The 15,612-nt window shown below is 61.4% G+C and carries 14 protein-coding genes; 10 read left to right on the top strand and 4 right to left on the bottom strand.

The window, feature by feature from the left end; translation table 11 throughout:
• Positions 1-2 precede the first annotated feature (2 nt).
• From LC298_RS14855 to glyS, 4 genes are all read left to right on the top strand, one after another.
• The gene (locus LC298_RS14855; RefSeq protein WP_131569682.1) at positions 3-386 is read left to right on the top strand and encodes a VOC family protein; all 384 of its coding nucleotides are present in this window, start codon (positions 3-5) and stop codon (positions 384-386) included.
• A gap of 52 nt (positions 387-438) precedes the next feature.
• Positions 439-1,005: a LemA family protein gene (locus LC298_RS14860; RefSeq protein WP_131569680.1), complete on the top strand. Its 567-nt coding sequence runs from the start codon at positions 439-441 to the stop codon at positions 1,003-1,005.
• Between the two features lie 7 nt (positions 1,006-1,012).
• The gene (locus LC298_RS14865) at positions 1,013-2,953 is read left to right on the top strand and encodes a DUF2207 domain-containing protein (protein ID WP_131569678.1); all 1,941 of its coding nucleotides are present in this window, start codon (positions 1,013-1,015) and stop codon (positions 2,951-2,953) included.
• A gap of 91 nt (positions 2,954-3,044) precedes the next feature.
• Entirely contained in the window at positions 3,045-5,357 is a 2,313-nt protein-coding gene (gene glyS, locus LC298_RS14870) for a glycine--tRNA ligase subunit beta (RefSeq protein ID WP_131569676.1), read from the top strand.
• Between the two features lie 57 nt (positions 5,358-5,414).
• Here glyS and LC298_RS14875 read toward each other — a convergent pair whose 3' ends face one another.
• On the bottom strand, positions 5,415-5,831 hold the full coding sequence (locus LC298_RS14875) for a hypothetical protein (protein ID WP_131569674.1): 417 nt from the start codon (positions 5,829-5,831) through the stop codon (positions 5,415-5,417).
• A 140-nt stretch (positions 5,832-5,971) separates the two neighbouring features.
• Between LC298_RS14875 and LC298_RS14880 the strand changes: the two genes are divergently transcribed.
• The 3 genes from LC298_RS14880 (at position 5,972) to LC298_RS14890 (ending at position 9,175) form a co-directional block, all read left to right on the top strand.
• Positions 5,972-6,964: an L-threonylcarbamoyladenylate synthase gene (locus tag LC298_RS14880; protein WP_131569672.1), complete on the top strand. Its 993-nt coding sequence runs from the start codon at positions 5,972-5,974 to the stop codon at positions 6,962-6,964.
• The gene (locus LC298_RS14885; RefSeq protein WP_131569670.1) at positions 6,961-8,382 is read left to right on the top strand and encodes an FAD-binding oxidoreductase; all 1,422 of its coding nucleotides are present in this window, start codon (positions 6,961-6,963) and stop codon (positions 8,380-8,382) included. Before LC298_RS14880 ends, LC298_RS14885 begins: the two co-directional genes overlap by 4 nt.
• A gap of 229 nt (positions 8,383-8,611) precedes the next feature.
• Positions 8,612-9,175 (top strand): DUF6101 family protein, encoded by a 564-nt coding sequence (locus LC298_RS14890; RefSeq protein ID WP_131569668.1) that lies wholly within the window; start codon positions 8,612-8,614, stop codon positions 9,173-9,175.
• On the opposite strand, the gene ubiA is transcribed toward LC298_RS14890, so the two are convergent.
• Positions 9,172-10,146 carry a 4-hydroxybenzoate octaprenyltransferase gene (gene ubiA, locus LC298_RS14895; RefSeq protein WP_131569666.1) on the bottom strand — a complete coding sequence of 325 codons (975 nt, stop codon included), beginning with the start codon at positions 10,144-10,146 and terminating at the stop codon, positions 9,172-9,174. The two genes, LC298_RS14890 and ubiA, sit on opposite strands and share 4 nt — an antisense overlap.
• 103 nt (positions 10,147-10,249) lie before the next feature.
• On the opposite strand from ubiA, the gene purD reads away from it, so the two are divergent.
• Positions 10,250-11,536, top strand: a complete 1,287-nt coding sequence (purD, locus tag LC298_RS14900) for a phosphoribosylamine--glycine ligase (protein WP_131569664.1) — start codon at positions 10,250-10,252, stop codon at positions 11,534-11,536.
• On the opposite strand, the gene LC298_RS14905 is transcribed toward purD, so the two are convergent.
• Entirely contained in the window at positions 11,526-12,320 is a 795-nt protein-coding gene (locus LC298_RS14905) for a tRNA1(Val) (adenine(37)-N6)-methyltransferase (RefSeq protein ID WP_223385689.1), read from the bottom strand. The two genes, purD and LC298_RS14905, sit on opposite strands and share 11 nt — an antisense overlap.
• 2 nt (positions 12,321-12,322) lie before the next feature.
• Entirely contained in the window at positions 12,323-12,487 is a 165-nt protein-coding gene (locus LC298_RS14910; RefSeq protein WP_428977559.1) for a putative signal transducing protein, read from the bottom strand.
• Between the two features lie 203 nt (positions 12,488-12,690).
• Between LC298_RS14910 and LC298_RS14915 the strand changes: the two genes are divergently transcribed.
• Both LC298_RS14915 and LC298_RS14920 read left to right on the top strand, forming a co-directional pair.
• Positions 12,691-13,710, top strand: coding sequence for a polyprenyl synthetase family protein (locus LC298_RS14915; protein WP_131569871.1), 1,020 nt, complete (start codon positions 12,691-12,693; stop codon positions 13,708-13,710).
• A gap of 98 nt (positions 13,711-13,808) precedes the next feature.
• On the top strand, positions 13,809-15,596 hold the full coding sequence (locus tag LC298_RS14920) for a tetratricopeptide repeat protein (protein ID WP_131569662.1): 1,788 nt from the start codon (positions 13,809-13,811) through the stop codon (positions 15,594-15,596).
• The last annotated feature ends 16 nt before the right edge of the window (positions 15,597-15,612 follow it).

The raw sequence follows: 15,612 nt of genomic DNA on the forward strand, positions 1-15,612 counted from the left end.
ATATGACGCCACACGGAATGGTCCACTGGACCGAGCTCCAAACCCATGATGCGGGGAAGGCGAAATCGTTCTATGGCCACACGCTGGGGTGGACGTTCGATGCGATGCCGATGCCCGACGGAACGCAGTACCACCTCTGCATGTCGGGCGACGAGATGGCGGGCGGCATGTTCACCATGACCGACCCGCAGTTCAAGGACGTGCCGGAACACTGGATGACCTATTTCTCGGTCGATGATGTGGATGCCCGCCTCATAACCGCGAAGGAAGCCGGTGCCACCGTCCTGCGCGAGCCGTTCGACGTTCCCGGCGTCGGGCGAATTGCAATCTTGCAGGCCCCGGGTGGCGCCGCGATGGGATGGATGACGCCAGCCGAACCCGCGTGACAAGCAAAGGGCCCTTCGGTAACGTCCGCGCGCGCTTACCCGGAGGCTTTGCATGTTCGACAGCAGTCTGATCATTCTTGCGATCGTCGCGGCCGTGGCGATCTACGTTATCGTCACCTACAACGCCCTGGTTCGCATGCGCCAGATGGTTCAGGAGGCGTGGAGCGGCATAGACGTGCAGCTGAAACGCCGGGCCGACCTGATCCCCAACCTCGTCGAGACGGTTAAGGGATACGCCTCCCATGAGAGCGAGACGCTGCAAAAAGTGACCGAGATGCGCACACGGGCGCAGAACGTGCCGGCGGGCGACGTCTCAGGGCGGGCCGCGGCAGAAGGTATGCTGAGCCAGGCCCTCGGACGCTTGTTCGCTGTCGCCGAGGCCTATCCGGACCTCAAGGCGAACGAGAATTTCCTCGACCTGCAGCAAACGCTGGAGACCCTCGAAAGCGAAATCCAGATGTCGCGACGCTATTACAACGGTTCCGCGCGCGAACTGAATGTGAAGGTCGAGAGCTTCCCCTCCAACCTGATCGCGAACCAGTTCGGCTTCGGCAAGGCGGAATATTTCGAGCTCGACGACCCCGCAGACCGGGCGGTTCCCAACGTCAAATTCGCCTAGCGCAAGAATGCCTTTTTCCGTTCGCAGTCTCGCGGCACTTTTGCTTCTGCTGATCTCGGGCGCGGCGACGTTCGCCGCCGAGGAAATCCTTCTATTTCGCAGTGATGTGACCGTCCAGCCGAACGGTGATCTTCTGGTCACCGAGACAATTCGCGTGAACGCCGAGGGCTTCGACATCAAACGCGGTATTTATCGCGATTTTCCGATGACGTTCGAAGATCCATCCGGGAACAGTGCACGGGTCAGGTTTGATCTGATTTCAGCGAAGCGTGATGGCCGCACCGAAGCGAGCCGCGTCGTTGAGGGGAACCGCTTCGTGCGCGTCTATCTCGGCCAGGAGGAGGTCTTCCTTTCGCCGGGGGTCCATACCTACGAGATCACGTACCGCACCGACCGCCAGATCCGGTTTTTCGAGGATTACGACGAAGTCTTCTGGAACGCGACCGGCACCGAATGGGCCTTTCCGATTCTGAAAGCCGTTGCGGAGATCGAACTGCCGGACGGTGCGGTGGCCCTGGAAACGGTGGCCTATACCGGCGGTTATGGTGCTCGCGGCGCAGACGCCCGCGCGACGCTGATCGATGGCGGCAATGCCGTCCTTTTCGAAACGACCAGACCACTCGGCCCGCGCGAGGGGATGACGGTCGGTGTCAAGCTGGACAAGGGCGTTATCACGCCGCCCTCCAGTCAGCAGCAGCTTTCCTGGTATGTGCGGGACAACCTGGCAACCTTGATATCGGTTGGCGGAGTCTGCATCGTGGCGTTCTACTATCTCTGGGCGTGGCTGCGTGTTGGCCGCGATCCGTCACGGGGCGTCGTCGTTCCGCGATGGGACCTTCCGGAGGGCGTTTCGCCCGCCCTCACCCACTATATCTGGAACAAGGGCCTGAAGCGCGGCGGTTTTCCGGCCATCTCGGCCGCCGCGATCAATCTGGCGGTCAAGGGGTATCTCCTTCTTGAAGACATCGGCGACACGCTGACGATCCGCCAGACCTCAAAGCCCGTGACGGACAAGCCGCTCCCCGTCGGTGAAGCCGCGTTGATGAGCCGGATCGCCTTTCACGGCGGCACACTGACAGTCGACAAGGCGAACGGCGAAAAGGTCCAAAGCCTCGCATCGCGCTTCAGAAACGCCATCGAGGGGGAGCATCGCGCCGTCTTCTACCGGTTCAACGTTCTCTGGATCGCTGTCGGCGTCGTTCTTTCGATCGGCACCATCGTTGCCACCCTCGCCTTCGGCGGACTGAGCGACGCGATGATCGGACTTGTGGTTCCCGCGGTCATTGGCGGCATCATCATTACCGTCATTATGGTCAACACGGCGAAACGGGCTAGAAGCGGATTTGCCGGAAAACTGCAGCTCGCGTTCGTCCTGTTCGCTATCGGCGTTACGATCGTGAATTCGGGAATGCTGACGGCGGCCGGCATCTTCGATCTCATCGAAGAACCACTGCAAATCGGCGCAATGGTGACGCTGGTGATGTTGAACGTGCTCTTCTTCTTCCTGCTCGGCGCGCCGACAAAGATCGGGCGGAAGCGCACCGACGAGATCGAGGGACTGAAACGTTATCTGACGGTTGCCGAGAAGGATCGGATGAACATGGCCGGCGCGCCGGAGATGTCGCCGCAGCACTACGAACGGCTGCTTCCATATGCCGTCGCACTCGGCGTCGAAAAACCTTGGTCGAAAGCGTTCCAGGCCTGGCTCGCGGCTGCGGTCGCGGCGGGTGCGGCGTCGGCCGTGGCCTATCACGGCCCGAATTGGTACGGCGGAGACCGCGGTTTCGACATCGGCCGGGTCGGCGACACGATGGGCGGACTGGCCGGTTCGATGGCGGACAGTTTCACCGCGTCCATGCCCGCACCGAAATCGTCATCGTCCGGTTTTTCGGGCGGCGGGGGATTTTCCGGCGGCGGCGGCGGTGGCGGTGGCGGTGGCGGCTGGTAGCCGGAAGCGTGCCAAGGGATGACAGTGGCGCAAGGGCTTGCTATTCGCCCGGCACGAAGACTGATCCCATCCGACCGACCGGACCCCATCCATGCCCGACCTCCTGCTCGAACTCCTCAGCGAAGAAATTCCCGCGCGCATGCAGCGGAGGGCCGCAGGTGATCTGCGCAAGGCGGTTACCAACGCGCTCGTCGAGGGCGGGCTTACCTATGAGGGCGCGCGCGAATACTGGACACCCCGCCGTCTTACGCTGGACGTACGGGGCGTCACGGCCCGTTCGGCAGACCTGAGCGACGAGCGCAAAGGACCGCGGACCGATGCGCCGGAAAAGGCGATTGAAGGCTTCTTGCGGTCGGCCGGGCTTTCCTCCGTTAACGAGGCCGAAGTGCGAACCGACCCGAAGAAGGGCGATTTCTACGTTGCCGTCGTCAAACGCGAGGGGCGCGCCGCCGAAGATATCATTGCCGAGGCCATGCCGGGCATCATCCGGTCGTTCCCGTGGCCGAAATCGATGCGCTGGGGCAAGGCGTCCGCCAATCCGGGTTCGCTGCGCTGGGTTCGCCCTCTACAGTCCATTCTCTGCACCTTCGGACCTGAGACCGAGGAGCCGCGGGTCATCGTCTTTTCGGTCGATGGCATCGAGGCCGGTAACCTGACGCAAGGCCATCGTTTTCACGCGCCCGACCCGATCACCGTCCGCCGGTTCGATGACTATGTGGCCAAGCTGGAAAAGGCGCATGTCGTCCTCGATGGCGAGCGCCGCAAGGACATGATCCTCACCGACGCGCGCAACCTGGCGTTCGCGCATGGTGTCGAACTGGTTGAGGACGACGCCCTTTTGGAAGAAGTGTCCGGGCTTGTCGAATGGCCTGTCATCTTGATGGGCGAGTTCCAGACGGACTATCTCGTCATTCCGGACGACGTGATCCGCCTGACAATCAAGACCAATCAGAAATGTTTCGTTTGCCGCGATCCCAACACCGGGGCTCTGACCAACAAGTTCGTGCTCGCAGCCAATATCGAGGCGTTCGACGGCGGCAAGGAGATCATTGCCGGCAATGGCAAGGTCGTGGGCGCGCGGCTGGCCGATGCGCTGCATTTCTGGAACACCGATCAGGCCAATCTGCCCGATCTCGGCGAACTCAAAGCCTCGGCGGCGAAATTCGATCTGGATCTCGCCAAGCCGCTTGATCAGCGCATGGCAAAGCTCGATCATCTCGGCGTGACCTTCCATGCCAAGCTTGGCACGCAGGGCGAGCGCGTGGAAAGGATCGCCAGACTGGCGGACGAACTGGCTCCCAAGGTCGGTGCGGACGCGCATCTGGCGCGGCGGGCGGCGGTGTTGGCAAAGGCCGACCTGACGACGGAGATCGTCGGAGAGTTCCCCGAAGTCCAGGGTACGATAGGACGCACTTACGCGTCGCTGCAGGGCGAGGATGACCGCATCGCGACCGCTATCGAGGATCACTACAAGCCAATCGGGCCGTCTGATCGGGTGCCCACTGAACCGGTCGCGATCGCCGTGGCGCTGGCCGACAAGCTCGACACGCTTGTGGGGTTCTGGGCGATCGACGAGAAACCGACCGGCTCGAAAGATCCGTACGCGCTACGAAGAGCCGCGCTCGGCGTGATCCGGATCATTCTGGAGAACTCCGTGCGCCTGCCACTCGGAAATATAGTTTGGCCGCATTTTAGGTCAGTCGTTGTTGAGGGCGCCAATAGACTTCAACAACGTCAGGTGGGAAATATCACCAATCTTTCAAATGAGGGAATGCCAACTAAACACGCTATTCATTTGGCACTCGACCTTATGGAAAAATTGCCAAGCGCCTCAGCGGCCTTTGATCACTTAAGCGCCGAAATCCGCAATCACAAGTACGCGGACCTCATCGCCTTCTTCCACGACCGCCTGAAGGTGTATCTCCGCGATTCCGGAGCACGACACGACCTCATCGATGCGGTGTTGTCGCCAAGCGACGACGACCTTCTGGTCATCGTGCGGCGCGTCGAAGCGTTCGGCGCAATGCTCGACACGGATGCCGGGACGAACCTCATGGCGGGGACCAGGCGTGCGCTGAACATTCTGGCGGCAGAGGAAAAGAAGGATGGCGAGGGCGCGTTCGACGGGCCGGTGGAGCGGTCGCTTCTTGACGATCCGGCGGAAAAGGAACTCGCCAACGTCCTCGACTCGGTCGCTCATCACGTAGACGAGCATATTGCCCGGGAAGAATACGAGCCCGCTTTTGCCGCACTGGCCGAATTGCGTCCCGCCGTCGACGCCTTCTTCGATGGCGTGATGGTCAATGCGGACGATGCCGCCATACGGACGAACCGGCTTCGATTACTGGCTTCCCTTCGCGAAACGACGCGGAAGCTGGCGGATTTCTCGAAGATCGCCGGATAAACGAATACGCCCGCGCATGTAACGCGGGCGTCGAGTCTGTTGGCTCGTTGTGTTCGATCAGCGCAGATCGATGCCGTCGAGGAGGCGATCCTCGATTTCGCGGTCGATGATCTGGTTCTCGAGTTCGACCGGATCCGAGTTGACCAGTTCCTCCACCCGCTGCTGGGCGCGCTCGTCCAGCGAAAGCACCGGAGCGGGTTCGTCCCTTACGTCGACTTCAACGTCGATCGAGCCGGATTGAGTCGGAGCTGGCACAAGATCGGCGTCGGACGGATACCCGCCCTCGATCAAGGGAAGGGTCGACGCGCCACCCGGGACACTGACCACCTTGGGCAGAGTGTCAGGATCGAATTCAATGAAGACGATCGACGGAAACGCCGAATCCTCGATGATCGCGTAGTCTGATGAAGCCGAGCCAGCCGCGGCGAGGACCGCGGCGCAGGACGCCAGTGAAAGTGTTCCGAGACGTGTCATGAAACCATCCCCGTTCGTTCTTGATCTGACCCCACGGTAACAGACGTGATTTGAAACCGCGTTTTGGATTTCGTTCAAATTTTAACGGTCACCGGCGGCTCCGTTGCACACGGTCGCGGGGCCGTGTAGCAGTCGTGCCGATGGAACAGGCCCTTGACGGAAAATCCACGCGCACGCTTCCGGCGGGCGAAGCCGCGCTTGCCTCCGCAGTGGCTCATATCCTTGGAGGTCAGACAGTCGCGATCCCCACGGAGACGGTTTACGGCCTCGCTGCGGACGCCAGCAATGGCGAGGCTGTCGCGCGCATTTTCGCGGCCAAGAACCGGCCCTCGTTCAATCCCCTGATTTGTCACGTGACCGATATTGCGATGGCAGAGGAGTTCGCGGTTTTCGATCCCTTGTCGCGGGCATTGGCAGACGCATTCTGGCCCGGCGCATTGACGCTGGTTCTGCCATTGAAAGCGCATCACCATATTCACCCGCTTGTTACGGCCGGGCTGGACACCGTCGCAGTCCGCGCACCGCAGGGATTCGGCGCGGAGTTGATCGCGGCCGCAGGACGGCCCCTCGCCGCGCCGAGCGCCAATGCGTCCGGCCGCATCAGCGCTACGACCGCCGAAGCGGTGGCGGAGAGCCTTGACAGCAGGATTTCGCTGATCGTCGATGGCGGGCCGGCGCGCGTCGGCGTCGAATCGACAATCGTCAAGGTCAACGATAGCCGTATCGACCTCTTGCGACCGGGTGGCGTCCCCGTTGCCGATATCGAGAAGGTCGCCGGGTTCCCGGTATCCAGAAGCGGCGGGAATGCGAAGATCGAAGCGCCCGGCATGATGCAGTCGCATTACGCGCCGCTAGCGAAGGTACGGCTGAACGCGAAAACCGTAGAGGAGGGAGAAGCCCTGCTCGGTTTCGGGCCGGAGCGAGCTAAGGGGGCGGAAAGGGCGAAAAAGGTGCTCGTCCTCTCCGAAAACGGGGACACGATCGAGGCGGCCGCCAATCTCTTTGATTTCCTGCGCCGTCTGGATACCTGCGGAGCGCGCACCATCGCCGTCGAACCCATTCCGGATGAGGGTCTCGGCGAAGCGATCAACGACAGGTTGCGGCGCGCCGCAGCTCCGAGGGATATCCGGTGAACCGCGAGGCGCTGCTCCAACGTCTGATTGCCATATGCGGGAGCGCAAACGTGCTCGTCGATGATGCGGACACGGCGCCCTACCTCAAGGAGCGGCGCGGGCGCTGGACCGGCAAGACGATGGCCGTCGTCCGGCCCGGCACGACCGCGGAAGTCTCGCAGATCCTGAAGCTTGCGTCGGAAACCGGAACCCCGGTGGTTCCACAGGGCGGCAATACCGGGCTCGTCGGCGGGCAGATCCCGGATTCGAGCGGCCGGGCGATCGTCCTGTCCACATCCCGCCTCAACCGCATCCGCGACCTCGACACCGCCGGAGACACGATCACGGTCGAGGCCGGCGTCGTCCTGCAGACGATCCGGGAGACGGTTGATCGGCATGATCGGCTATTTCCGCTGTCTCTGGCCGCGCAAGGCACATCCCAAATTGGTGGCAATCTCTCGAGCAATGCGGGGGGCACCGGTGCGCTGACATACGGCGTTGCCCGCGACCTCTGTCTCGGGCTGGAAGTGGTGCTGCCGACCGGCGAGATTCTCGACGATCTGAACCGTCTGAAGAAGGACAATACCGGCTACAACCTGCGCAATCTCTTCATCGGGGCGGAGGGAACGCTCGGCGTCATAACCGCAGCGGTTCTGAAGCTCTTCCCGAAACCTGCCGGCGTTGCAACTGCCGTGGCGGGCACCTCATCGCCCGAGAAGGCGCATGAGCTCTTCCGCAGGGCCCGGCAAGCCGCAGGACCAACGCTATCAGCGTTCGAACTTATGCCGCGCATTGGGGTCGAATTCACCACTCTTCATATCGCGGGTGCCCGCGACCCGCTTGCGCACCCCCACCCCTGGTATGTGTTGCTGGAAATATCGTCCGGACGCTCGGAAGCGGATGCACGCACGCTCCTCGAGACCGTGCTCGGCGACGGTCTCCAGACCGGTACGGTCGAGGACGCCGCGATTGCCGATAGCGGCCAACAACGCAACGATTTCTGGCGCCTCCGGGAAGGTATGTCGGAGAGCCAGATTCCGGAAGGCGGATCGATCAAGCACGACATCTCGGTTCCCGTCGATCGCATTCCGGCGTTCATGGCTGACGCGGAAAAAGCGGTCCTGGCGATTACCCCGGAGGCGCGCATCGTCGCATTTGGCCATCTCGGAGACGGCAATCTGCACTACAACATCTCTCAGCCGGCTGGCGCCGGCAAGCAGACGTTTTTGTCCCTGGCCGATCGGATCACGCCGGCGATCCACGATCTGGCACGCCGGTTCGGCGGTTCGATTTCGGCGGAGCACGGCGTCGGCCAGATGAAGCGTGACGAGCTGGCTGCAACCAAATCGCCGGTCGCACTTGAACTGATGCGCCGCATTAAGCGTGCGCTGGACCCCGTCGGCATCATGAATCCCGGCAAGGTTATCCTCTCGGACTGATCTGTTCCGGGACGATATCCGGCATTTGCATTCCACCGGTGTGAATTTGCTAACCATTTAAAAAAGCAGCGTTTTCTTAACGCTGTTTCTTAGTCAGCAATCAGCACGCGGACGCTATCGTGAACGCAAAGCCGGCGAAAATGCCTTAAAATGGCTGGGACAGGGAACAGAGGCTTAGAGGTGGGAAACGCCCGTGGCTCTCAGGGATGAACAGGATGAGGCGTCTAACATGGCTTCTGGTGCACAACCGGTCTGGGCGGGTCACGAATTTCGGCTGGACCCGGCCAGGTTACCGCAAAAACTGGTCTACGCGACTCGTGGCAATGACGGCGACGTGCACATCACGGTGCAGCAGAACGGCTGCGTTCTGAAGCGCAAGCTCGCGGCGTCTGGGCTACCCCTCAACATCGCCCTGCCCGTTCACGTTTTTGACGGTGTCGCGGTTCGGGCGATATATGTCGGTCCGGACAATGTGCTGGTCACACTGGAGCTCATGCATTCCGATCCGGAACTGTGCGTTCCACTCTTTGTCGGCCATCATCTGGAAGCGATCGCCAAAGACTGGCAGATCTGGTCCGATCTGCTTGGCTTGCCAATGTTGCTCGTCGACGAGGACGGCGTCACCCGCACGCTCGACGAAAGCGCCCGCAGGGTGATCAAGGACAAGAGCCACCCGCGACGGCACCACGCGCTCTTTGCAGAGCGGCGTCCGCGCTTCCTAGCAAGGCGGCGAATGGGAACGCTCGGTGTCCGGATGGTCCTCGACGGGGTCGAGATCATCGCGCGCGGCTAGACGATTTCGGCAAAAGCGCCCACAAGCAATCCCAGAAAAATCAGCCAGCCGACACCGGTGTTCGACTTGAACAGCCGCAAGCACTGCTCCGCGTCGTCGATATTGAGGATGCGGATCTGACGTCCCATATGGACAGCCGCAGCGAGCAGTCCGAGATAGGCGAGGACCGGAACACCCGCAGCGATGAAGGCCGCCGCAACTAGCGACAGGCAACCTGCGTAGAGCGCGACGAGCCAAGGCTTCGTCCTGGCACCGAAGAGACGGGCCGTAGAGCGAACGCCGACCAGTGCGTCATCGTCCTTGTCCTGATGGGCGTAGATTGTGTCGTATCCTATCGTCCACAGGATCGCACCCGCATAAAGCAGTGCCGGCGCAAGTCCGACTTCGCCAAATATTGCCGCCCATCCCATCCAAGCCCCCCAGGAAAACGCGAGCCCAAGAGTGAGTTGAGGCCAGTCGGTGACGCGCTTCATGAACGGATAGATCGCCACCACCGCAAGTGAAAGAATGCCAAACCCGATCGTGAACAGGTTGAACTGAACCAGCACAAGAAGACCTACGAGAGCCTGGGCGGTAAGAAACAGTTTCGCTTGGCGGCGCGACACCTGCCCCGAAGGCAACGGACGCGAGCGCGTGCGCGCCACTTGGCCGTCGATGTTCTGGTCCACGAGATCGTTGTAGGTGCAGCCGGCACCACGCATAGCGATAGCGCCAATCATGAACAGCGCCAGATGACCCGGATGCGGAAAGGGCGCGAAGGCTGCGCGCGCAGAGCCATACGCGGCAAGTCCGGCCAGTGCCGCCGACCACCAGCACGGCCACAACAAAAGCCACCATCCTATCGGACGGTCCCACCGTGCCAATTGTGCGTATGGCCAGTGCCGCCGTGGCAGGGCGCTGTAGACCCAATGGCCCGACGGCGCGTCGGCGACGCGGCCCTGATGCTCGCGAGATTGAATAGTGTCGGGCATGGCACAAACTGGTGACAAGGCGCCGGGAAAAGGTCAAGTGCTTGACCGCTTGCGGCCGAACGCATACCGCCGGGGCGGGATCAATGAAGCTTCGGGACAGATCATGAAAGTGTTGTTGATCGGATCGGGTGGCCGTGAACACGCGCTGGCAGACAAGCTCGCCTCTTCGCCCATCCTCGAAACTCTCTACTGCGCACCTGGCAACCCCGGCATGGCCGAACTCGGCGAATGCGTCGTCATGAAAGTGACCGACCACAAGGCGATCATCGACTTCTGCAGGATCAACGCGATCAATCTCGTCGTGGTCGGCCCGGAGGCGCCACTGGTCGATGGCCTCACCGACACGCTCAACGCAGCGAACATCCCGGTCTTCGGTCCGTCCGCGGCGGCGGCGCAACTGGAGGGCTCGAAACGGTTCACGAAGGAACTTTGTGACCGGATGGACATACCGACAGCCCGATATGCGGTTTTCAGCAACGCGCCGAAGGCAAAGAAACACATCCGCCAGCACGGCGCGCCCGTTGTGATCAAGGCCGACGGACTCGCGGCCGGCAAGGGGGTTACCGTGGCCACAACGCTCGACCAGGCGATGAACGCCATTGACGACTGTTTCGAGGGCGCCCACGGCGCGGCGGGCGCAGAAGTGGTAATCGAGGAATGCCTCATCGGCGAAGAAGCGAGCTTCTTCTGCATCTGCGACGGAGAGACCGCTCTGCCCCTGACGTCGGCGCAGGACCATAAACGGGTCGGAGACGGCGACACGGGGCCGAATACCGGCGGCATGGGGGCATATTCGCCGGCCTCCATCCTAACCGACCAGCTGGCCTCCGATGTGATGAAGCGGATCATCGAGCCGACCATGCGTGGAATGGCGGAGGCCGGAACCCCATTCACGGGGATCCTCTATGCCGGTTTGATGCTGACCGACGACGGCCCGAAACTGATCGAATACAATGTTCGCTTCGGCGACCCGGAATGCCAGGTCATCATGCCGCGACTGAAGGATGACCTGCTGCTGCTCATGAAAGCCGCCATCGACGGCCTCCTCGACCAGATGAGCGCGCGTTGGCACGACCAGGCCGCCGCAACGGTCGTGATGTGTGCGCCGGGCTATCCGATTTCACCGGAAAAGGGATCGGTGATCCGCAATATTGAGCGGGCCGGGAACATCGGCGCTGTAACGATCTACCACGCCGGCACGGCATGGCGCGGTGAGGATCTCGTCGCGAACGGGGGGCGGGTTTTGAACGTTACCGCCACCGGAAGAACCGTAACTGACGCCGTCGAACGCGCCTATGAAGCGATCCGCGAAATCGACTGGCCCGACGGCTTCTATCGCAAAGACATCGGGTGGCGGGAAATCCAGCGGGAGAAATCCGCTAAAGCGTGAGTGTCGCACGGCCGTTGGTGATCGCGTCGGCACGAGCGGTGAACGATGTCCCGCGCCCCTCTTCGTGGAGGATCAGGGGCGGAGCAACCTGCATCTGCCGCCGGCTTCCCTTGATCGCCGAAACCACGATCCTGATTGCCGGCTTTGGGGGCCTCGGAAGGATCGGAAATACGGTGATCGCGCCATATCGGCCTGCCATCGCGACACAGACCTCCGGGAGGGATTGTGGACGGGCGATAATCGAAAAACCCGCGCCAGGACGCGAAATCGCGCACGCGGTCTTCGTCCACCGTTCGAAAAGCTTGTCATCCATGACATGGGCCTGCGCCTTTCCCGCCTTGGGCGTGGCGCGGTCGCGGGGATCATTAAAAGGCGGATTGGCGATAACCCAATCGAAATGATCACGTGGGAAGCCGGCTATCTCGCGCGCCCTCCCGTCCAGCGCGACATCGGCCTCGGTTACGGTGGCACGAAACGCGATGTGCTCGTTTTCGGGAAGAGTGAGCGATGCGCGGGCGCACTTGACCATCGGAATCGCGCGCTCGTACAAAATCGCGCGCGCCCCCGGACACCGGTCGAGAACCGAAAACGCCCCGGCTCCGGCGCCCGCACCCAGATCCGCGACCGTTCCGCTGAATTCCTCTGGCACCGTCGCTGCCAGAAGAGCGGAATCGATTCCGGCGCGATGCGCCCCGTCGGCCAGCTGAACAAGATAGAAACGGCCGCGGTGAAACGCGTCGATGGTTGTCTCGCCCAATCCGTCGGCGAGTACGAGGCTCTTCACGCTCACTCCCGCAGTTCGTTTTCCATACCCGCATCACGAACAATCCGGCGCGCCTGATCGAGACGATCCGACTCCACAAGTATGCGTCGCGGAATGACCCCGAGAGAGCCTTCCACAATGCTCATGTTCTGGTCGGCAACGAGTACACCGATCCCAGCCTCGCGCATCAAGGATTCCACAAATGACAGTGTCACCGGATTATTTGTGCGAAGAAGCTCTTCCATACCGAAGTGATAGGGTGCGGCCGGGCGCGCCACAAGCCTGTCCGTAGACGATGTGTTAAACGGGTGTGACGATCCCGCCCCATTTCGGCGCTTGCCCGCTCTGGGCGGAGTTTTTAATGTGCGTCGGTCAATCGGGAGTAGTGGTCTTGGGCGTGGTGATTCCCCTCGAAGAAAAGAAGAAACCCGGGTCGGGTGGCGTCGAGAGCCTCGTGGCCCTTACCGCAAGCGGAATGGAACGCGTGAACGAACTGATCCTGTCGAAAGCCGGATCGGACGTCCAGATGATTCCGGAGGTCGCCAATCATCTCATTTCATCCGGCGGTAAGCGCCTGCGCCCGATGATCACCATCGCCTCGGCCGAGATGTTCGGTTACCACGGCGAAGGACATGTAAAGCTCGCAACGAGTGTGGAATTCATGCACACGGCGACGCTCCTGCACGACGACGTCGTGGATGAAAGCGATTTGCGGAGAAGCAAACCCACCGCCCGGATGATCTGGGGCAACCAGGCAAGTGTGCTGGTTGGCGATTACCTTCTCGGCCAGGCTTTCAAGATGATGGTCGAAGTCGGATCCCTGGAAGCGCTCGATGTCCTCTCGCAGGCATCTTCTGTCATCGCAGAGGGCGAGGTCATGCAGCTCGCCGCCGCCAAGAACATGGAGACAACCGAAGACGAATATCTTTCTGTGATCAAGGCGAAGACCGCAGCGCTGTTTTCGGCGGCAGCGGAGGTCGGTCCGATCATTGCGGGTGCAGGAAAGGCGGATCGGGGGGCGCTTCGGTCCTACGGCCTCAATCTGGGCCTAGCCTTCCAGTTGGTTGACGACGCGCTTGACTATGGCGGGAACGCCAAGGACTTGGGCAAGAATACCGGCGACGATTTCCGCGAGGGCAAGATCACCCTGCCGGTGGTGCTGGCTTTCCGGCGCGGCACCGACGAGGAACGGGGCTTTTGGCGTGCGAGTATTGAAAAGGGCGAGAACTCGGACTCCGAACTGGAAAAAGCACGCGGCCTGATGCTCAGATACGCTGCGCTCACCGACACGATCCAGCGGGCGCGACATTTCGGCGAGATTGCTCGCGATGCGCTCGCGCCCCTCAGGCCATCCCCGCAAAAGGAAGCTCTACTGGATGTGGTAGAGTACTGCGTCTCGAGGGTAAGCTAACCCTTGGCCATACATTGCGCGGCTATCATAAAAAGGCCATGCTCAACCGGTGATCTGGCCCTTCGCCCGCGCGGTATCTACTCCCGATAGGTAACCCTATGAAACGTCTCGTCTATCCAGTCATCCTTCTGGCCATTACGGCGCTTTCGCATCCGGCAGCCGCCGAACGCGCGCCGGCTAATGACCTTTCATCGGCGCAATCTCTGTCGGGAGCCTATCTTGCGGCGGCGACCGCACGAACCGACAACGATTTCGATGCCGCCGTGAAATATTACCGTGACGCGCTTCGATTCGATCCGGGCAATCTGGAGATCCAGGAGGAGCTCCTGATCGCTCTGATCACCAGCGGCCACTTCGAGGAGGCGCTGCCGTTCGCGGAGAAACTGAAGACTGTTGCGGAAATCGAGCGGGTTTCGCGTGTCGCGCTCGGTATTCGCGCCATTCAGGAGCGCCGCTACCTGCAAGCCGACAGCATGCTGATCCTCTCGGTCGAGAACGAACTCGAACGTTTGCTGACAGGGATCATGCGCAGTTGGGCGCAGTTCGGGGCGGGCGAAGTCGACCATGCCTTGCGTTCAGTCGATGAACTCGAAGGCAAAGACTGGTATGAGCTGTTCAAGGCCTATCACGGCGCATTGATCGCCAATGCTGCGGGCAGAAAATCGGAAGCCGCCAAGCGCTTCGAATACGGCATGAACAATACGGCGGGCGGCAGCGCGTCGCCCCAAACTTACCTGCGCATGGCTGAAGCCTATGCAGGATTTCTTGCACGCGACGGAAAGACGGAAGATGCGTTAGCCACCATCGATCGCGGGCTCGGTATCGCGCCTCAAAATCCGGCTCTTCTGGGTCTTCTCAAAGACTCGGAAAAGATCGGTGCGCAGGCCCTGCGTATTGCGGACCCTGCAGCCGGAACCGCGGAGATACTGTTCAACCTCGGTACCGCCATCAACCGGGATGGCGCGGAGAGCTTCGCGGCGCTTTATCTGGAGATGGCGCGCGCGCTCGTTCCCAACAACGCGGCAGTGAATTTTGAACTCGGCGGGATCGCGGAACGGCTCGGCAATCCGGAGCGAGCAATCGCATATTACGACAACGTTCCCAAACAATCGTTCTATGGGCGGCTCGCGCATTTGCAGAAGGGTCTGAACCTCTCGGATATGGAACGGAACGACGAAGCGAAGGAAACTCTTGCTGCGGCCGTGAAGGAGGACCCCACCGAATATCGGGGTTATCTGGCGCTCGGAGGCGTCCACGCCGCGCTTAAGGAGTTTGCCGAAGCGGCCGAATTATATGAGCAGGCGGTCAAGAACATCGACACGAATGATGCGACGTTCTGGCCGCTCTTCTACCGTCTCGGGATAGCATACGAGCGCACCAATCAGTGGGAGAAGGCGGAAGCGGCGTTCAAGCACGCGCTGGAATTGTCACCGAACCAGCCAGATGTTCTCAACTATCTGGGTTATTCGTGGATCGACATGAACATGAACCTTGAGGAAGGCCTCGAGATGATCCGCAAGGCTGTAGAGATGCGTCCGCGTGACGGCTACATCGTCGATTCGCTCGGCTGGGCCTATTATCGCCTCGGCCGTTTCGAAGAAGCGGTTGTCGAACTCGAAAAATCGACCGACCTGCGGCCGCGCGACGCCATAATTAACGACCATCTCGGCGACGCATACTGGCGAGTCGGACGCAAGCTCGAGGCGACATACCAGTGGGCACGGGCGCTCGACATGGAGATCGAGCGCGACGACGCCGCGAAGATCGAGGCAAAGCTTGCCGCAAGCAATGCGACCGGAATGACGCCACAGGTGGCGGTAAGCCAAGCAGATGCCGGAGAACCGGGCAAAACCGCCGCATCACCAAACACCAAGAACGGTGGCTGAGGCTGCGGGCTGCGTC

The organism is Oricola cellulosilytica, assembly GCF_019966575.1.
Classification (GTDB): domain Bacteria; phylum Pseudomonadota; class Alphaproteobacteria; order Rhizobiales; family Rhizobiaceae; genus Oricola; species Oricola cellulosilytica.